The following is an 18,159-nucleotide window of genomic DNA, read 5'->3' on the forward strand; positions in this document are numbered from 1 at the left end:
TGTACTCATGGGCCAGGAGGGGGTGATGATGAACTCATCCGGTTCAGGGTGCGGAACAACAGGCCAACCGGCAGCAAGCCCGCCAGCACCAGGGTCAAGGAAGGCAAGGCCGCCAGGGTCCACTGCCCTTCTGAGGTATATTCAAAAATTTTGGTGGCCAGTGTATCCCAGCCAAACGGGCGCATCAGCAAAGTGATGGGAATTTCCTTCATCACATCAATGAACACCAGCATCATGGCTGTGCCCATTCCCCCTGCCAGCAGGGGGGCGTAGAGTCGGGAGAGCAAACGCCACCCGCGCATGCCCAGCAGACGGGCAGACTCCTCTACACTTCGCGTCAACCGCTGGCTGGCACCCTCCACCGGCTTGTAGGCCACCGCCATAAAGCGTGCTGCATACGCCAGCAGCAATGCAAGCACGGTTCCGCGCAATACCGCGTCGGCGTGCAGGCCCAGCGCTCTAGCGCTGGTCAGCAGCCACTGGTCCAGCATTGTAAACGGCCAGTAGAAACCGACCGCCAGCACGGCGCCCGGCAAGGCGTAGCCCAACGTTGCCATGCGTGACCAGAGCTTGAAACCTACCGAGGCATGGCGTCGCCCCGCCAGCACCAGTGCCGTCGCCATCAGCGTGACCAGCATCGCCGCCATCAGGCTCAGACGCACCGCATTCCAGGTGAGCGCCCAGTATGCTTCGTCCCACTCCGCCCGCACCTGGTCCCAGCTCCAGCCGATCAACTGTGCCAGGGGCAGAATAAACACCGGCAGTAACACCAGCAACAACAGGCACGGCATCAGATAGCGCATTGCCCCCTGCAAGGCTCGGGGCTGGAAATGCTGGCTGCTGCGCCCGCCGAGATCAAAGCGCAACCGCCGTAACAGCAGATACTCCGTGAGCAACAACAGCGCCACCAGCAGCAATAGCACGGTGGCCAATTGCATGGCACCCGCCTTGGAGAAGAGCCCAAACCAGGTTTTGTAGATGGCGGTGGTCAGTGTGTCGTAATTGAAGATGGCGACCGTACCATAGTCTGCCAGTGTTTCCATCGACACCAGCATGCTGCCACCCAGCAGCCAGGGCAAAGCCAGCGGCAAAGACACCCGCCACCAGACTCGCCAGCGACCGGCCCCCAGCGATCGGGCAACTTCTTGCAAGCGCTGGCCTTGCGTCAGGAAAGCCTGCCGCGCAATCAGATAGACGTAAGGGTAATAGCCCATCACCATGCACAGGATGGTGAGCATCCTTCCACGGCTCAAGGGGAAAGCGCCCCAGCCTGCCTCACGCCATAGCGTCGGGAGCCAGGCCCCATACTCAGTCCAGCCCAGATAGACAAAGGCCAGAATGTAGGTGGGCATGGCCAGCGGCAGCATCAAGGCAAAGCTCAGCCAGCGCCGCCCCGGATAATCCCAGGCTACCGTGGCCCACGCCAGCGAGGCGCCCAGCAGCAAGCTGCCCAACATCACCCCTAACCATAGCCAGAGGGTATTGGGCAGCACATGGGGCAGCACATACTCACGCAAGTGCTGCCAAACCGCCGGTTCCGCCACCAGGAAACCGCTGAGCACCGCCAGCACGGGCAGGAGCACCAGCACTCCCGCCAGGGTGGCCAGCAGTGTCAGCAACCGCCCTGACACGGACCGTGATTGCTGTGAATCAGCGATAGCCTGCACGATCCATCAGCTTGACCGCTTCCGCTTGCAATTCACCTGCCTTGGACATATTGATCAGATTGGCCTTGAAGCTGCCCCAGGCGGCCACTTTAGGATCCGGCTTCACCGCCGGGTTGGCCGGGAACTCCATATTGTTGTCGGCAAAGAGGTTCTGCGCCTTGGGCGAGGCCAGCCACTCCAGCAGTTTCTGCGCGCCTGCCGGGTTCTTGGCATGACGGGTAATGCCGGCGCCAGACACGTTGACGTGAACCCCGCTGGTTTTCTGGTTAGCCCAGAAGATCCCGACCGGGAACGCCGGGTTGCTGTCGATCAGTCGGCCATAGTAATAGGTGTTTGCCAGACCAACCTCGCATTGCCCCGCCGCGATGGCTTCCAGCATCTTGGTATCATCCGCGAAGGGGTCCGTTGCCAGGTTGTTGACCCAGCCTTTCACAATCTGCTCGGTCTTGGCTTCGCCATGCTCTGCAATCAAGGTGGCCACCAAAGACTGGTTATAGACCTTCTTGGAGGTACGCAGGCACAGCTTGCCTTTCCACTTCGGGCTTGCCAGGTCCTCATAGCTGCTGAGGCTAGCTGGATTGACCTTGGCTTTGTTGAAGAAAATAGTCCGGGCACGGACAGACAAACCAAACCACTGATTGCCCGGGTCACGCAAATGCGCCGGAATGGCGGCATTCAGTGTGTCCGACTTGACCGGGCGCAACACGCCCTCTTTGGCTGCCAGCCAGAGATTACCGGCATCCACCGTGATCAGCAGGTCTGCGGGTGTGTTCTCTTTTTCGGCCTTCAGGCGCTCCAGCAGCACCCCTTCCTTGTCGTTGAACACCTTGATCTCAACACCGGTTTCCTTTTTGTACGCCTCAAGGATCGGCTTGAGCAAGGTTTCGGTGCGTGCAGAGTAGATGGTTAGAGACTCGGCCTGACTCGCCAAAGGCACAATCAGCGCAGCCGCCAGCAAGGTACGGGTAAACAGCATGGTAAAACACACTCCGGATCAATCGTTGAAATGAGCGGCGCCCTCATATATAGACACCGCTCCGCTAGCAGGATAACACGAATAGCAATAATTCCCAATTGTACAAAAGCAGGGATTAAACAGCATGGATATTGCCGGTCATGGTGTTTGTTTGACCAAACAATGGCTCAAATAGTTGCCATAAAGTTTGATAATCATTAACATTTTCATTTTTACCCACGCTTGGGCATCTGCCCTGGCTTGCAATCCATAGATCTGGAGTTTTCCTGTGACCCTATCCCTGCACCGCAAAGGCCTTGCCCTGTTGATGGCTGCCGCCCTGACAGGCCTCGCCCCTGTCTACAGTCAGGCAGCCACTGATGTCTCTGCTGTCCTCAGCACCTATGCGGACATGGTGCATGCCAGCTATCAGGACGCCAGCAACAAGGCTCGTGAACTGCAAAAGGCTGTCGATGCCTTTGTCGCCAAGCCGTCTGCTGATGGCTTGCAAGCAGCCCGCAAAGCCTGGCTGGCTGCGCGTGAGCCATACGGCCAGACCGAGGTGTATCGCTTCTACGGCGGCCCGATCGATGATGCCAAAGATGTCGAAGGTCGCCTCAACTCCTGGCCGCTGGATGAGGTCTACATCGACATGGTCAAGGGCAAACCGAATGCAGGCCTGATCAACAACCCCAAGATCGACCTGGCCGCTGAGCGGCTGATCAAGCTGAATACCAAGGGCGGCGAAGCCAATATCGCCACCGGCTACCACGCGGTGGAATTCATGCTGTGGGGGCAGGACTTCAACCCGCAAGGCCCAGGCGACCGCGCCTTTACCGATTTTGTCGATGGTCAGGCCAAAAATGCCGACCGCCGCCGCCAGTACCTGAAGGTGGTGACCGATCAACTGGTGGCGGATCTCGACTATCTGGCGCACTCCTGGCAGGCTGGCAGCACTGACAACTTCCGCAGTCGTTTCCTGAAAGACAAACCGGAAGCCAGCCTGCGCAAGGTATTGACCGGCATGGCCGTACTCAGCAGCGCTGAACTCTCCGGTGAACGCATGCAGGTGGCGCTGGATAACCAGGATCAGGAAGACGAACACTCCTGCTTCTCTGACAATACCCATCGCGATATCGTCAACAATGCGCTAGGCATCCAGAACGTTTACCTGGGCAGCTACAAGCGCGTGGACGGTAGCGTGGTCAAGGGGCCAAGCCTGAAAGACCTGGTGGCGGACAAAGACCCCAAGCTGGCCGAGAAGCTGGCACAGGACTTGGCCAGCACCCAGCAAGCTGCTGAAGCCATCCAGGCACCGTTTGATCAGGAAATCATCGGCAAGAAAGATGCGCCGGGCCGCAAACGGGTGCAGGCCACCATCGCATTGTTGAAAGCCCAGACCAAGACACTGGTCAGCGCCGCGCGCGCCATTGGCATCAACAAACTGTCGGTCGACGCCCCCAACTGACGCCCTCAACCGGGCTGGCACCACTGTGGCCAGCCCGCTCAGACCCTTCATCGTACCTTTGCCGCCCATGCCTACCCTGCCCTCCAGCCGTACCCTCCTGACTGGCCTTAGCCTGCTATCCTGTGCCATCCTGCTGGGGTTCACCAGCAGCCGTAACCTGCAACAGCAGAGCGACCCGGGTGAGGAGCGCTCCGGCGGTGATACCACCGTGGTGGAAACCAACCGTCGTGCCTTTTCCCTGCCCGCTGCCAATATGAGCCTGGACCGGCGCGCACGCTTTGCCGTGGGTCACGCCTTCTTTAACCAGCCCTGGGTGGAAGCCCCCTCCAGTACGGCTGCCCGCGATGGGCTGGGCCCACATTTCATCGCCCGCTCCTGTACCGCCTGCCACAGCAATGATGGGCGTGCCGCACCGCCGGTGGAAGCTGATGAGCAACCGATGGGGCTGCTGTTCCGCCTCTCCATCGCCGGTGAAGGCGAACACGGTTCACCCAAGCCCGAGCCGACTTACGGTGGTCAGTTCAATAATCAGGCGGTGGACGGTGTCAAGCCGGAAGGCAAAGTCAACATCCAGTACACTGAAATGCCTGGCAAGTTTGCCGACGGCGAGCCTTACGCACTGCGCAAGCCCAGCTATCAGTTCACCGATCTGGGCTATGGTCCGATGCAGGCCGGCACGCTGGTATCACCGCGTATCGCGCAACAGGTCATCGGCCTCGGCTTGCTGGAGGCCATTCCGGCGGAAGCCATCCGCAAGCAGGCTGACCCGGATGACCGTAACAAAGATGGCATTTCCGGCCGCCCCAATCTGGTGTGGGATGCGGTAAGCAAACGCATGCAGCTGGGGCGCTTTGGCTGGAAGGCGAATACCCCCAATGTGGCGCATCAAAGCGCGGGGGCCTTCAATGGCGACATCGGCATCACTTCCTCGCTGTTCCCGACAGAGGAATGCACGCCCTCACAAAAGGATTGCCAGCAGGCTGCGCGTGGTGGCAAGCCGGAAATTGCCGAGCACAATCTGCAAGCGATGATCTTCTACACTCGCACGCTGGCAGTACCGGCACGGCGGGAGGTAGACAAGCCGCAAGTCATCCGTGGCAAGCAATTGTTCGCCGAGAGTAACTGCATCGCCTGCCACACCGCATCCTGGAAGACCGGCACGCTCGCTGGTTTGCCAGAAGTCTCCAGGCAGTGGATCCACCCCTATACCGACCTGCTGCTGCACGATATGGGTGAAGGACTGGCCGATGGCCGTCCGGATTTTCAAGCCACAGGCCGCGAATGGCGTACCCCGCCCTTGTGGGGTATTGGCCTGATCCCGACCGTCAATGGCCACAGCTACTACCTGCACGATGGCCGCGCCCGCAATCTGAGCGAAGCCGTGCTGTGGCATGATGGCGAAGCCGCCGCCGCCCGCAGCCGTTTCCTCAACATGAACAAACAGGATCGTGAAGCGCTGCTGGCATTTCTGAATTCACTTTAAGTTTATGCCGCATGAAACTGATTTATAGTGCTTTTATTGCTTCGGTTGTGCTTGCGTCCACGCCGAGCCTGGCTGCCGATGATGACAGCGTGCAGGAGCGGTTTTCCAAATCGACCTTGCTGAAAGGCTTGGCAGAGGGTGTATTTCAGCCACAAGTGCAGCAGTTTGCCCGGCAAAGCCAGACCTGGGCACAGGACTGGCAGCGCTATTGTCAGCGACCCAGTGCAAACGGCTGGAAGCAGCTACAGCAAGGCTGGCTGACAACGGCCAAGCAATGGCAAGCACTGGAGATGGTACAGATCGGGCCGCTGATTGAGCGGCGTAGCCAGCGAGAAGTCAATTTTTGGCCCACTCGCCCTGCGCAGATCGACAACTGGCTCAAAAGCCATGATGCCCTGACTGCGGATGCGCTGGAGGCCCTGCCTGCCGCAGCCAAAGGGCTACCAGCCCTTGAGTACCTGATGTCGCTTAAGCCCGCGCCAAAGGGGCGACGCTGTGCCGTGGCGACTTGGCTGGCACAGGGGGTAGCCCAAGAGGCCACAGGGCTGGAGCAGGACTGGCGACAGGGCTACACCCGCCAACTGGCAGAAGCCGGGCAGCACCCGGAAGACAAGGTGTTCCTGCGTACCGACCAAGCGCTGGGCGAGCTGATCAACCTGATGATTGCCGGCATGGACTTTGTGCGGGTGCGCAAGCTGGAAAAGCCTTTGCAGCACAATCGTGACGAACAGGATGCGCTGGGCCGGATCGAAGCCTGGCGCAGCGGGCACTCCCTCAGCCTGCTGGAGGCCAATCTGGATGGCTTCAGTCGTGTCTTTTTCGGCATGGATGGCCCCGGCGGCAAGGCGGTGGGCTTTGACGACTATCTGGACGGACGTGACAAGCTGGTACTGATCCGCCGTACCAAAGAGGACCTGGAAGAAGCCCGTGCCATCCTCCGCAGCTTGAAGGGCAAGACGATGCAGCAAGCCATCCAGCGCCACCCGGCCCAGCTGGAGACCCTGCAAACCATCCTGCGCCGCCTGCAAACCCGGCTGGAAAACGAGCTGGCACCCTTGCTGGACATACAGCTGGATTTCAACGCCAGCGACGGAGACTGAGCCGTGCCACTCAGCCGCAGACGCCTGCTGCAAGGCATGCTGGCTTACAGCCTGCTGCCTGCGCTTGGGCACGCCACACCGGAACAAGCCGCACCCCGCTGGCTGGTTTCGCCACTCAATATCGGTAACCTCAGCCACAATGGCCGGCTGCGCTGGCCACTGGAAGCCGGGCAAATCAGTGCCAAAACCCCCTTGCCCGCACGCGGGCATGGTGCGGTGTTCACCCATGACGGCAAGGTGCTGATCCTCGCCCGCCGTCCCGGTACCCAGGCCTGGTTGCTGGATCTGACTAGCGGTGAAGTCTGTGGCGGCTTTAGCAGCGATGAAGACCATCATCTGTTTGGCCACGCCGTCTATAGTGCCGACCAGCGCTATCTGTTCACCAGCGAGAACCATATCCCGACCGGGCAAGGACGGATTGTGGTGCGGGATGCCCGTGACTTTCGGGTGCTGGACAGCCACCCCAGCCATGGCATTGGTCCACATGAATTGATTCTGCTGCCGGATCGCCACACCCTGGCCGTCGCCAATGGCGGTATCCTCACCCTGCCGGAGACTGGGCGCGTCAAGCTCAATGTCGCGAGCATGGTGTCATCCCTCGCTTATGTGGATAGCCGGAACGGTGCGCTGCGCGGGGAATACCGGGTACCGCTGCCGCAGCTGTCGTTACGGCACCTGGCGCGCACCCCGGATGGGCGACTGGCTGCCGCGATGCAGTTTGAAGGCCAGGACGACCGTACGCCGCTGATCGCCTTCCATCAAGGTGAAGACCCGCTGTCGATTCCCCAGCTGGCGGAAGACACGCAGCGTCGCATGGCCGGCTATACCGCCTCGATCGCCGCCCTCGCCTCACAACCGCTGCATGCGGCCACCCACCCCAAAGGCAATGGGGTATCGCTATGGCGCAATGGTCAATGGCAAGGCTGGGTAGACATCCCCAAGGCATCCGGCATCGCCGACATGGGCGATGCCTTTCTGGTATCGAATGAGTTGGGCGAGCTGTACCGGGTTAGCCCGCAAGGCGAGAAACAGCTGCTGCTGCGTGAGCCCGGTGTGATGTGGGACAACCACATTTACCTGAGCCCACCCGCTGCCTGATCAACGCCGCCACCAGCGGGCGCGGTGCAGATCCTGCCATGCGGCCTTACGGAAGGCGGCTGCGTGGCGGACCAGGATCGCCGCCACCTGCTCCATCATCTGGTCCTGCGCTTCACTATCGCCGTCGCTAACCGCCTGCAAGTGCATGGCAGCCAACTCATCCACGATGGTATCCAGAATCTGCGAGGCGGTTTCCGACATCAGCAGACGGTAGCCCGGTGCCTGCACAAACAACTGGAATACCGCCTGCCGGGCCTGCTGCTCCAGCTCTTCGCCTGCACCAAGGGTACGGCAGATAGTGCTACCGCACGCATCGCCCCTTCCCCGGCCCACAGCTGGATTTTTCCCAGTGCCTGCAAGGTATCCTGATAAGCCAGCCGTCGCTCATCCCACAAGCGCTCGTACCGACGCTGCCACAAGGTGATCCAGGCACCGGCCAGTACGCCGATCAGTGCCGTCAGTAAACTGAATACGGCCCCCCATAGGGGACTGCCACTGGCATTCATGATTCATCCTCCTGCCTCAAACGTGCAACCAGACCGGAATGGCGCAACGGTACCAGCCGCACAGCCTCGCGCAAGCGGGCCTCATGGCCAAACAGCGTGACCTGCCGCCGTGCGCGGGTGACGGCGGTATACAGCAGAGGGCGGCTGAGCAAGGGGCTGGCCTGCTCGGGCAACACCAGCGCCACATGTGAAAATTCAGAGCCTTGGCTCTTGTGCACCGTCATCACATAGGCGGGTTCATGCGGAGGCAGGCGTGCGGGGGGCAAGGCCCGCCAACCACCACCCTCTGCCGCAAACCAGACCTTGAGCTGCCCCTGTGCGTCCGGCAGCATGATGCCAAGGTCCCCATTGTAGAGCTGCAGGCTGTAATCATTCTGCTGAACCAATACCGGCAAGCCGGGATAGCGTGGTTCCGCCCGAATCCAGCCACGGTTGGCAAAACGGTAAGCCAGCTGGGCATTGAGCTGCTGGGTGCCATCCGGCCCCTCGTGCAAGGCCGCCAGCACCCGCACCGCATCCAGTGCAGCAAAACAGGCCGACACATCGCCCTGCCGGACTGCGGCAAAGTAGTCTGCAAACAGTGCTGTCAGTTGCTCCAGCATCACGACCCGTGAGAGCGTGTGCCAGTGCAGATCCGGATTGTGCTGCAACACAGCCAGCACCGCGTCTTCCTGCCCGGCATTGATATGGCGGGCCAACTGGCCGATTCCAGCGTCACCGGCAAAACGATAGCTGTGGTGCAGGAACTGCACCGCATTGCCCAGCTGGCTACGCCCGGCACGTGGCAAAATGACATGGCCGGTCAGTCGGGACAAGGACTCGGCTTGCTGTGGGTCCAGCCCGGCGTCGGCACACAGGTCGGCAAACACGCTGCCCGCCTCCACCGAGGACAACTGGTCCTTGTCGCCGAGCAGAATCAGGCGGGCGTCCACCGGCAAGGCATCCAGCAGATGCGCCATCAGGCTGACATCCACCATCGACGCCTCATCCACCACCAGCACATCCAGCGGTAACGGATTGCTGGCATGATAGCGATAGCCAATGCGGTCCGGTCGGGGCTGCAGCAGCCGGTGCAGGGTTTCCGCCTGTTGCGGCAAGCCTTGCAGGGCGACCTGCCAGTCCTCCGGCAAGCCGGGCAGCACCTGGGCTGCGGTCAACCGCAGACTCTCCGCCAGCCGGGCCGCAGCCTTGCCGGTAGGCGCAGCCAGCCGGATGCGCAAGCTCTGCGGCGCGCTCAGTTGCAGCGCGCATAGCATATTGAAAACGGTACGGCTTTTACCGGTTCCGGGCCCACCCGAGAGGATGGTCAACCCCTGGCGCAGGCTGGCCGCCACCGCCACGCATTGCCAGTCCGGCTGTTGCTGGCTACCCGCAAACAGTCGGGCCAGCAGTGCCGGACTGTCGGGCCGGGACCAGTCGGCACTGTTTTGCAAGCGTTGCAACAAGCCTTGTGCCAGCTGTTGCTCGTAGTGCCAGTAGCGGGCCAGGTAAAAACGGTCCAGCTGATAGAGGATGGGCTTGAACTCCCCCGGTCTGCCGACCAGCGGGCTCGCCAACAAGGCCTCACAGGCTGCCGGGCCCAGCATGTCTCGACTCAGGCAGACATGACCCGCCTCCAGCGCTTCCACCAGCTGCTGCACCGCATGCTCCAGCTCGGCACTATGCGCATCAACCAGACGCAACAAGGTCTGACTCAGCGGGCGGGCCAGGATACTCATGCCTGCACCCCGGCAAAGAAGTGATCCAGCGCATCAATCATGGCCAGCGAAGGCAGGTCAGCATACACCCCGCAGCCGGGCTGTCCGGTTGCCGTACCGCGCAGGAACAGGTAGCGCACCCCACCCATGTGCTCTTCATACTGATAGCCGGGCAGGCGTTGCTGCAGGTAGCGGTGCAAGGCCAGCGTATACAGCAGGTATTGCAGGTAATAGTGCTCATGCGCGATGGCGTGACTCAGTCGCTGCGGCACATAATCCTCCGCCCTTCCCCCCAGCCAGTTTGATTTGTAATCAATAACATAAAATCGGTTGTTAATACGGCATATCAAGTCTACATAGCCCTTCAGGTAGCCTGCCGCCGCCTGATGGTTCAGCTGGCCCAGCACCTGGCGGCAAGGCTCAGGCAAGCCCAGCTCTGGTCGAGCCAGTAGCGCAGCCAGCTGCGGCATGGACAGCGCGGGCAGCGGGAAAGTGAACTCCAGCTCGACCAGACGCTCACGCTGCGTGACCTGTGCCAGACAGCCACCGGCCTCATCCAGCGGCTGCAGCAGGGTCGCTTGCAGCATGTCTAGCAGCACCGGCTCCCAGTGCGCCTCATAGCCCTGTCCCGCCAGCAGGGTACGGACCACGGGTTGCCAAGCTAAACGGGGTGCGCAGAAATCAATCTGCTCAAACAGGCTGTGCAGGAAGGTACCCGGTCGGGCCCCTTTCGGGAAAGCAAACATGCCCGAAGCCGGTACCTCGCTCTCGACCGGGAGTGGCTGGGTGCGGCCATCATGGTCGGGTAGTTCGATGTACGCCGCAGACAGGTTTCGGGTCAACGCCGTAAAGCTGCTCATTTGCCACTGGCTGCGCAAGTGGCGGCCAAACCGAGCGACCTCGACTTGTGGTGTACTCAGCTCGGCTTGCCAGCGTGCCTGCGACACATCGTCTGCAAGCTGCCAATGCATATGCCCGTCCATCCGTGCTTGCCAAGCCTGCAGCAGCGCCTGCCACCCTGCCTGATCCAGTGCCTCGGTCATCATCAGGTGTTCCGGCAAGCTGGTGGCCATGCCGTGCAGCAGCCAGGACAAAGCGGCCCGACCGGCATCCTTGACCCAGCCCCAATACAGATAGCAGCGGTGGCGGGCGCGGGTCAGCGCCACATAAAGCAGGCGCAGCTGTTCGGCAAAGCGCTCGCTTTCAGCGCGGGCACGGGCGGCGGCAGGCGCCCCCAGGTAGAGCGTTGCTACACCCGCCTCATCACGGCAGCTGAGCACATCCTGCTCGTGGCGCTGCAGCAGCTTGCCATCCCAGGCAAACGGACAGAACACCACCGGATACTCCAGCCCCTTGCTGGCATGAATGGTGACAATCCGCACCCGCTGCGCATCGCTCTCCAGCCGGATCAGCGCTTCATCCTGACCACCTTCCGGCTGCAGTGTCTGATCGCAGAACCAGCGGTACAGACTGTCCATTCCCAGGTGGACATGGCTCTCCGCCTGGGTCAGCTCCAGCAAGTGCAATACATTGGTCAGGCGCCGCTCGCCATCCTGCAGACGCAGCAAGTGTTCAGCAACCGCCCGCTCGTCCAGTAGCTGGCGTGCCATCGGCAAGAAGCCCTGCTCGCGCCACAGCTGATGGTAGCGGTTGAAATCTTCAACCTGCTGCTCCCAGTGCTCCGGCGTTTCACGCAGTTGCCACAGCTCTGCACCATCCAAGCCGAGCCAAGGGCAACACAAGGCAGCACTCAACGCGGACTGTCGGTTGGGCTGCAGCACCGCCGCCAGCAGGTTGCGCAGTTCCACCGCCTCTTCTGTCAGGAAGACATTGTGGGTGGCCTGCTGCACACACGGGACCCCCCGCTCACGCAAAGCCTCGGCCATCAGGCTGCCTTGCCGGTGGCTGGGCACCAGTACCGCCATATCGCCACCGTGCAGCCGTCGCCCTTCCAGCATCACGGCCGGATCGCTCAGCAGACGTACCATCTCACTGGCAGCGTGCTGCGCACTGTGGCGGCTGGCCTCCTCCTTGCTCAGTGCGGTGCCATTCGCCGGTAGCAGTCGCCACTGCAGGGGCGCCGCATGCTGCGCGCCACCGTGCAAGGCAGAGGGGCCGCGCCGCGCGGCGTCTACTGGCTGAAACACAATCCCCGGCAGCAAAAAGGGCTGAGGCCGGGCAAACAGCTGATTGACGGCACTGACCAGTGCCTCGTCTGAGCGGTGGTTGACACCCAGACTATGCTGCTGACCGGCATCGTGTCGGGCCTGTAGATAGGTAAACACGTCCGCCCCACGGAAGCTATAGATCGCCTGCTTGGGGTCACCCACCAGCCAGGCCACCGCATCGTCATCCCCGTACAGATGCCGGAAGATGCGGTACTGTACTGGGTCGGTATCCTGGAATTCGTCGATCAATGCTGCCGGAAAGCGCTGGCGCACCCGCTGGCGCAGGAATTCGGCAGCCGGACCCTCCAGCGCCTGGGCCAGCCGATTGAGCAGGTCATCATAGGACAGCACACCCTCGGTTTCCTTGCGCGCGGGTAGCGCCGCCTGGCAGTGACGATACAGCGCCGCCAGCACATGCTGATAACGCTGCTCCAGCGCAATCAGCATGCTTTTCTGCTCCATCAGCAAGTCCTGCCAGGCGATGAAGAAGGCGTGCACAGGCGCCTCACTGCCTGCCTTGCAGCTGGCAGACAAGCTGTCCTGGGCCAAGCGTTCAGCCTTGTCAAACAGGGCTTGCTGGTGAGCCTGCTCCGGGCGCAGCCAGGCATCCATTTTGCCGAGCCACAGGCGGCACCAGTCCTCGCGATACACGTTCTTCTTCAAGGCCGGGCTGGCGAGCAAGGCGGTGATGGTGTCAGCCTCTGCCTGCCATAGTGCGCGGCAATGCTGATAATGCTGCGCAAGGCGTTGCCAGCTGGCCTCTAGCTCACCGGCTTCTGGCGCCGCCACCTGCAACCAGGGCTGCCCGATGTAGCTCCGCAGGGTGCGCAGCAGGGTATAAGGCGTAATGTGGTGGTCCAGCAGCCATTGCAGCAACAGCGGATGAACATCGTGTACCAGTCGCCGCCAGCTGTCAGCGATCAACTCCAGCAGCAGGCCACTATCATCGGTCAGCAGGGCCTGCTCGAAGGGCACCCCGGCCTCCAGCGCCACGTCGCCCAGCACCCGCTGACAAAAGCCGTGAATGGTGAAGATCGCAGCTTCGTCGAAACCCCGCAGGGCATAGTCCAGACGGGTCAAGGCGCGGAAACGCGCCTCACCGGCGGGCAGGCGCTTCAGCAGCACCCGTCCGACCGGATCGGTACTGTCACCGTGATACAACCAGTCTCGTGCCTCCGCCAGCCGCAGCCGCAGCCGCTCGCGCAGCTCGGCAGTGGCCGCCTTGGTATAGGTCACCACCAGAATCTGCTCGATCGGCAACCCCTGCTCCAGCAGCAAGCGCAGTACCAGATTGGCGATCGTCCAGGTTTTGCCGGTCCCGGCGCTGGCTTCAATCAGTTGCAAGCCGCGCAGCGGAAACCCCATCAGGGTAGGTTCAACCAGCTTCATGGCTGACCTCCCGGTGTGCAAACATCGGTGCCAGCAGGCGCTGTGCCCAGTCGCAGAATGTCTGGTCCAGCGGATTGTGGTCGCGGTACAGCAGGTGGTAATACGCTTGCTCACCTTCGCCAAACTGGCCGGGGTGGCGATGCTCCGGGGGTAACCACACACGCTCGGCCGCCTTCATGGCATCTTTGCCTTGCTGCTGGGCCACAAACCAGGCATGTGCACTCTTGATGAAAAACGGCAGCGGCTGGTTCCCGGCAAGGCAGAAGGCCTGTTCCAGGTCCAGCAGCAGCGGCTCGGGTTCGGCCACGCGCTCAAACTGCAGCCACTGCGCGCCATTGCGCTCATCGTGCGCCAGCCAGCGGCTCTGGCAGGCCACATTCTGGGGCTGTAGTACGCACAACAACAGATGCTGTATCCATAGCAGGAATTCATCCGCTGGACGCAGGCGGTCTGCACGCAAGCCGAGCAATCCTGACGGCGTCAACCGCCAGTTGCCCTGCCCCAATACCCCTTGCAGGCGCAGCTGCTGTCCTTGCCAGTGAAAGGGTAAGGGTGGCAAGGTCTCTGCCGCGCCGGGCAAGGCTTGCAGAAAAGGCTGCAACGTGGCCCGTTCTGCCTGATACATCAGCCCCCCCATCGGCCCGGCAGGCAGCAAGCCATCCGCCTCGACCAGACACTGCACCGTCTCCGCATCGCCCCACGGGCGACCTTGTGCCTGCTGCAGCCAACGCCGCAGCGTCTGGCGGGCATGCCAGTCCAGCTCAAACGGCTCATACCCTTCCGGTTCCGCCCGGGGCTCATCCAGCCAGATGGAGAGCCGCTCCCGCAATAGATAGCGGGCAGGGTTACGAAAACACTGCAGCCACTCTTCCAGCGATGCGCTATCTACAACACGCTCAGGCAAGGGCTGCTGGAACAGTGGGGCAAGGCTGCCCTCGCCCAAGCCTGCCAACACGCCGGCTCGCGCATAAGGCGCGGCATAGCTGCGCAGCCGCCCAGCGTCGGGCTGAAACAAACGGGCATCAAACGGCTGCAAGGGATGGGCCAGCGTCACGCGCGACAAGGCGTCCGGGTCGGCACAGCTCAGGCGGATCACGTCCAGCAATTCAGCCAACAGCGGCGACGGTGGCAGACTCTGGCCGTCGCGAATGCTGAAACCGACATGGCTGAGGTAGAGCACTTGCCGGGCCGATAACAGTGCCTCAAGGAACAGATAGCGGTCGTCAAACCGGCGCGAGCGGTCTCCCCGCCGGTAATGCTGCGCCACCAGATCAAAGGATTGCGGGCGCAATTGTCGTGGGAAATCGCCATCATTGAGTCCCAGCAGACACAGTACGCGGAAGGGCAGACTGCGCATCGGCACCATCGCGCAAAAGGTCACCCCGCCGGACAGGAAACCAGTGGAGCCATAGGCTTGTGAACCATGCCGCTGTAGCCAGCGCCGCAACCAGGGCAGGCCAAATGTCTGGTTAAATCCAGCCAGCGTGGTGTCCTCCAGCAACTGTGCCAAGGTGTCGCGCAGGTGCTGCACGGCTTGTTGTTCGTCCTCATCGGGATCAAAAAACTGCTCCAGCACTTGATGTAACTGCGCGACCCAGTCTGCCGCCGACAGCGGCTGGGCCACCCGTTGGTGCAGCTGCCCCAGTTGTTCGACAAACACGGCCAATCTGGCCAGCAGCTGCGCCTTGCTGCCCTCGGCCACCGCAACCGGCAACATGCCCGCAAACATGGGGGCTTCAGCTTCAGCCAGCTCGACCGGCAATGCCACCCCCAGCAGCAGGCGGTCCAGCCCCTGTTGCCAGCTATGGGCGGGATCATCGGGCAGCCCCAGCTCCGCCTTGTGCCGGGCATCCCGCGCCCAGCGGATGGCTGCGGCCTCCACCCACTGCCGCAGTAGCGGCAATTCAGCCTCCTCGATGCCAAAGCAACGCGCCAGCGCCGGGCAAGACAGCAAGTCCAGCACCTCAGCGGCAGCAAACCGCCCGGCAGCCACCTGCAGCAGTTGCTCCACCACCTGCAACAACGGCCACTGGCTGAGCAAGGAGCGGTCAGCAATCCCGTAAGGGATGTAGGGCACCCCTTCCCGCCTGGCAAACACCGCATCAATCAGCGGCGCGTAGGTATGGATGTCCGGCATCAGCACTGCCACATCCGCAGGCTGCAAGCTGGGGTCGGCTTCAAACAGCTGCAGCAGCTGGTCGTGCAATACCTCCAGTTCGCGCATCGGGCTATGGCACAGATGGTGCTGGATGGAAACATCGTCTTCCGCCAGCACATGGTCGGCAGCCGGTTCACGCAGGTAGAGAATGTCATTCTGCAAGCGTGCCAGCAGCGTTGGCTGCTCGTTCTCGACAAACAGGTCGTGCAGTTCGCCACTGTGGCGCTCGACCAGCATGTCCATGAAATCACGGCCCTGACGGCCCAGAGAGGCCAGCAACGGGTGGCCCAGGTCCAGATAGAGGTCTTCGGGTCGCGCCGGGCCCGCATCTTCCAGCAACAGATCCAGCTGCGGCGGCTGTCGGGTCAGGTGCCCCCAAGCCTCCTGGCAAGGGTTGAGCACAAACAGGCACACATCCAGTTGCTGCGACAGTCCATGCAGGATGTCCACATAAGCGGGCGGCATGGCGCTGATGCCAAACAGGATCACGCGTTGCGGCAGGTGTGCCGGTCGCTCCCCCTGTGCCAGCCGGTCCAGCAGATGCTGCAGCAGGCGTACCCGGTGCGGCGCACTGTCTTGCGCGGCAAGACGCTGCCACAGTGGCTGCTGCCACCGCTCTTCTTCCCCCAGCCCCAGCTGCCGTCCCTGCTCCCAGGCCTCAATCCAGTCGGGGCGGTACATCAGATAGTGGTCAAAAATGTCGGCCACCTGCCAGGCCAGCTCATAGCGGCGGCGCTCATCCGGCTGCTGCAGATAGTGCTGCAAGGACGGGTGCAGCGCCATGACTTCCGACGAGGCCAGCTGCTCGGCAATACGCCAGGCCATGATGTCAGGACTGAAGCCGGAGCGGCGCGGCAAATCGGCCTGCATGGCGCGGAACAGTTGCCAGATGAAGGTGGCGGGCAGGGGAAACTGCAGATTGGCGCAAATGCCGTTGCGCTTCGCCTGTTGCAGCGTGATCCAGCGCGCCATGCCCTTGCTCTGCACCACCACGACCTCCGGCTCGAACGGCGAAGGCAGCGGCTGGCGAATCACCGCCAGCAGCAGTTCCAGCAAGGTTTCCAGTCGATTGGCTTGATAGAGATACAGCATGGCCGAGAGTATGCCGTCAAAGTGATGACGAGGCCAGCTGCGGCTTGTACCATGCCCCTGTCCGGTTGACCTGCTCTTGCACCCGAACACAAATTGACGTTAACGTAAACGTAAATGATAATGCGGCTATCCCCTCTCTCATGCAGGAGCTGGACCATGCGCAACGATCCGATTGTCATCATCAGTATTGCCCGTACCCCGATGGGGGGCTTTCAGGGCGATTTTCACAGCCTGAGTGCCAGCGAGCTGGGCGCCGTTGCCGTGCGTGCCGCAATCGAACGCAGTCAGTTGAGCGGAACCGACCTGGACGAAGCCATCATCGGCAATGTGCTGTCCGCCGGACAAGGCCAGGCTCCAGCCCGCCAGGCCATTATTGGTGCCGGTTTGCCGCAGTCGGTGCCCTGCACCACCATCAACAAGATGTGCGGTTCCGGCATGCAGGCCCTGATGCTGGCTCATGACCTGTTGCTGGCCGACAGCAACCGGGTGATGCTGGCCGGCGGCATGGAAAGCATGAGCAATGCCCCTTACCTGCTGCCCAAGGCCCGCGCAGGCATGCGCCTGGGCCACGGCGAAGTCAAGGATCATATGTTTCTGGATGGTCTGGAAGATGCCTATGACAAAGGCCGCCTGATGGGCAGCTTTGCCGAAGAATGCGCCGACCAGTACGGTTTTAGCCGTGAGGCACAGGATGAATTTGCCATTCGCTCGCTGACCCGTGCGCAGCAAGCCACCACGGAGCAGCGCTTTGCTGCAGAAATTGCACCGGTCACCCTGCGCAGCAAGCAAGGCGAGCACGTCATCAACGTGGATGAGCAGCCCGGTAAGGCCCGGCTGGACAAGATCCCGCAGTTAAAACCCGCCTTCCGCAAGGATGGCACCATCACCCCGGCCAATGCCAGCTCCATTTCGGATGGTGCCGCCGCGCTGGTGTTGATGCGGGCCTCTGAAGCCGAACGCCGCGGCCTTGCGCCGCTGGCCCGAATCGTCGGCCATGCCAGCCATGCCCAAGCCCCGGCCTTGTTCACCACCGCTCCGGTATTTGCCATGCAGAAGCTGCTGCAACGCTGCGGCTGGCAAGCAAGCGATGTGGATTTGTACGAGATCAATGAAGCCTTTGCGGTCGTCACCATGGCGGCCATGCACGACCTCAAGCTTTCGGCCGACAAGGTCAACATTCATGGCGGAGCGTGCGCCCTGGGCCATCCGATCGGGGCCTCTGGTGCACGTGTGGTCGTGACCCTGCTGTCCGCTTTACGACAGTATGGGCTCAAGCGCGGTGTGGCTTCATTGTGCATTGGTGGTGGCGAAGCCACAGCCATGGCGTTTGAATGCCTCTGACGGGTGGTGAAGCACTCGCCTTGTCGCCCGGCCTCTT

The 18,159-nt window shown here is 61.9% G+C and carries 11 protein-coding genes; 5 read left to right on the forward strand and 6 right to left on the reverse strand.

Annotation, left to right across the window (positions count from 1 at the left end):
- Window positions 1-5: 5 nt before the first annotated feature.
- Window positions 6-1,631 (reverse strand): ABC transporter permease, encoded by a 1,626-nt coding sequence (locus HF682_RS01115; RefSeq protein WP_168875419.1) that lies wholly within the window; start codon window positions 1,629-1,631, stop codon window positions 6-8.
- 19 nt (window positions 1,632-1,650) lie between these two features.
- On the reverse strand, window positions 1,651-2,643 hold the full coding sequence (locus HF682_RS01120; RefSeq protein ID WP_168875420.1) for an extracellular solute-binding protein: 993 nt from the start codon (window positions 2,641-2,643) through the stop codon (window positions 1,651-1,653).
- A gap of 268 nt (window positions 2,644-2,911) precedes the next feature.
- Here HF682_RS01120 and HF682_RS01125 point away from each other — a divergent pair, with 268 nt between their 5' ends.
- The 4 genes from HF682_RS01125 to HF682_RS01140 all read left to right on the forward strand — a co-directional run bounded on the left by HF682_RS01125 (window position 2,912) and on the right by HF682_RS01140 (window position 7,771).
- The gene (locus HF682_RS01125; protein ID WP_308418682.1) at window positions 2,912-4,090 is read left to right on the forward strand and encodes an imelysin family protein; all 1,179 of its coding nucleotides are present in this window, start codon (window positions 2,912-2,914) and stop codon (window positions 4,088-4,090) included.
- A 67-nt stretch (window positions 4,091-4,157) separates the two neighbouring features.
- Window positions 4,158-5,573: a di-heme oxidoreductase family protein gene (locus HF682_RS01130; RefSeq protein WP_168875421.1), complete on the forward strand. Its 1,416-nt coding sequence runs from the start codon at window positions 4,158-4,160 to the stop codon at window positions 5,571-5,573.
- A gap of 11 nt (window positions 5,574-5,584) precedes the next feature.
- On the forward strand, window positions 5,585-6,673 hold the full coding sequence (locus tag HF682_RS01135; RefSeq protein ID WP_168875422.1) for an imelysin family protein: 1,089 nt from the start codon (window positions 5,585-5,587) through the stop codon (window positions 6,671-6,673).
- 3 nt (window positions 6,674-6,676) lie between these two features.
- Window positions 6,677-7,771, forward strand: coding sequence for a DUF1513 domain-containing protein (locus tag HF682_RS01140; protein ID WP_168875423.1), 1,095 nt, complete (start codon window positions 6,677-6,679; stop codon window positions 7,769-7,771).
- Here the strand turns inward: HF682_RS01140 and HF682_RS01145 are convergent, their stop codons facing one another.
- The 4 genes from HF682_RS01145 to recC form a co-directional block, all read right to left on the reverse strand.
- Window positions 7,772-8,104 carry a hypothetical protein gene (locus HF682_RS01145; RefSeq protein WP_168875424.1) on the reverse strand — a complete coding sequence of 111 codons (333 nt, stop codon included), beginning with the start codon at window positions 8,102-8,104 and terminating at the stop codon, window positions 7,772-7,774.
- Between the two features lie 169 nt (window positions 8,105-8,273).
- Complete coding sequence (gene recD / locus HF682_RS01150; protein ID WP_168875425.1) at window positions 8,274-9,995, reverse strand: exodeoxyribonuclease V subunit alpha; 1,722 nt, start codon at window positions 9,993-9,995, stop codon at window positions 8,274-8,276.
- On the reverse strand, window positions 9,992-13,531 hold the full coding sequence (gene recB, locus HF682_RS01155) for an exodeoxyribonuclease V subunit beta (RefSeq protein ID WP_168875426.1): 3,540 nt from the start codon (window positions 13,529-13,531) through the stop codon (window positions 9,992-9,994). Before recB ends, recD begins: the two co-directional genes overlap by 4 nt.
- Window positions 13,518-16,781: an exodeoxyribonuclease V subunit gamma gene (gene recC / locus HF682_RS01160; protein WP_168875427.1), complete on the reverse strand. Its 3,264-nt coding sequence runs from the start codon at window positions 16,779-16,781 to the stop codon at window positions 13,518-13,520. Before recC ends, recB begins: the two co-directional genes overlap by 14 nt.
- Before the next feature lie 156 nt (window positions 16,782-16,937).
- Between recC and HF682_RS01165 the strand changes: the two genes are divergently transcribed.
- The gene (locus tag HF682_RS01165) at window positions 16,938-18,122 is read left to right on the forward strand and encodes an acetyl-CoA C-acyltransferase (RefSeq protein ID WP_168875428.1); all 1,185 of its coding nucleotides are present in this window, start codon (window positions 16,938-16,940) and stop codon (window positions 18,120-18,122) included.
- Window positions 18,123-18,159: the final 37 nt, after the last annotated feature.

The sequence above is a fragment of the Leeia aquatica genome, assembly GCF_012641365.1.
Lineage (GTDB): Bacteria > Pseudomonadota > Gammaproteobacteria > Burkholderiales > Leeiaceae > Leeia > Leeia aquatica.

Excerpts from the sequence above, each read along its gene's own strand:
- HF682_RS01120 (WP_168875420.1), bottom strand. The coding sequence starts at position 2,643 with ATGCTGTTTACCCGTACCTTGCTGGCGGCTGCGCTGATTGTGCCTTTG.
- HF682_RS01130 (WP_168875421.1), top strand. The coding sequence starts at position 4,158 with ATGCCTACCCTGCCCTCCAGCCGTACCCTCCTGACTGGCCTTAGCCTG.
- HF682_RS01135 (WP_168875422.1), top strand. The coding sequence starts at position 5,585 with ATGAAACTGATTTATAGTGCTTTTATTGCTTCGGTTGTGCTTGCGTCC.
- recD (WP_168875425.1), bottom strand. The coding sequence starts at position 9,995 with ATGAGTATCCTGGCCCGCCCGCTGAGTCAGACCTTGTTGCGTCTGGTT.
- recB (WP_168875426.1), bottom strand. The coding sequence starts at position 13,531 with ATGAAGCTGGTTGAACCTACCCTGATGGGGTTTCCGCTGCGCGGCTTG.
- recC (WP_168875427.1), bottom strand. The coding sequence starts at position 16,781 with ATGCTGTATCTCTATCAAGCCAATCGACTGGAAACCTTGCTGGAACTG.
- HF682_RS01165 (WP_168875428.1), top strand. The coding sequence starts at position 16,938 with ATGCGCAACGATCCGATTGTCATCATCAGTATTGCCCGTACCCCGATG.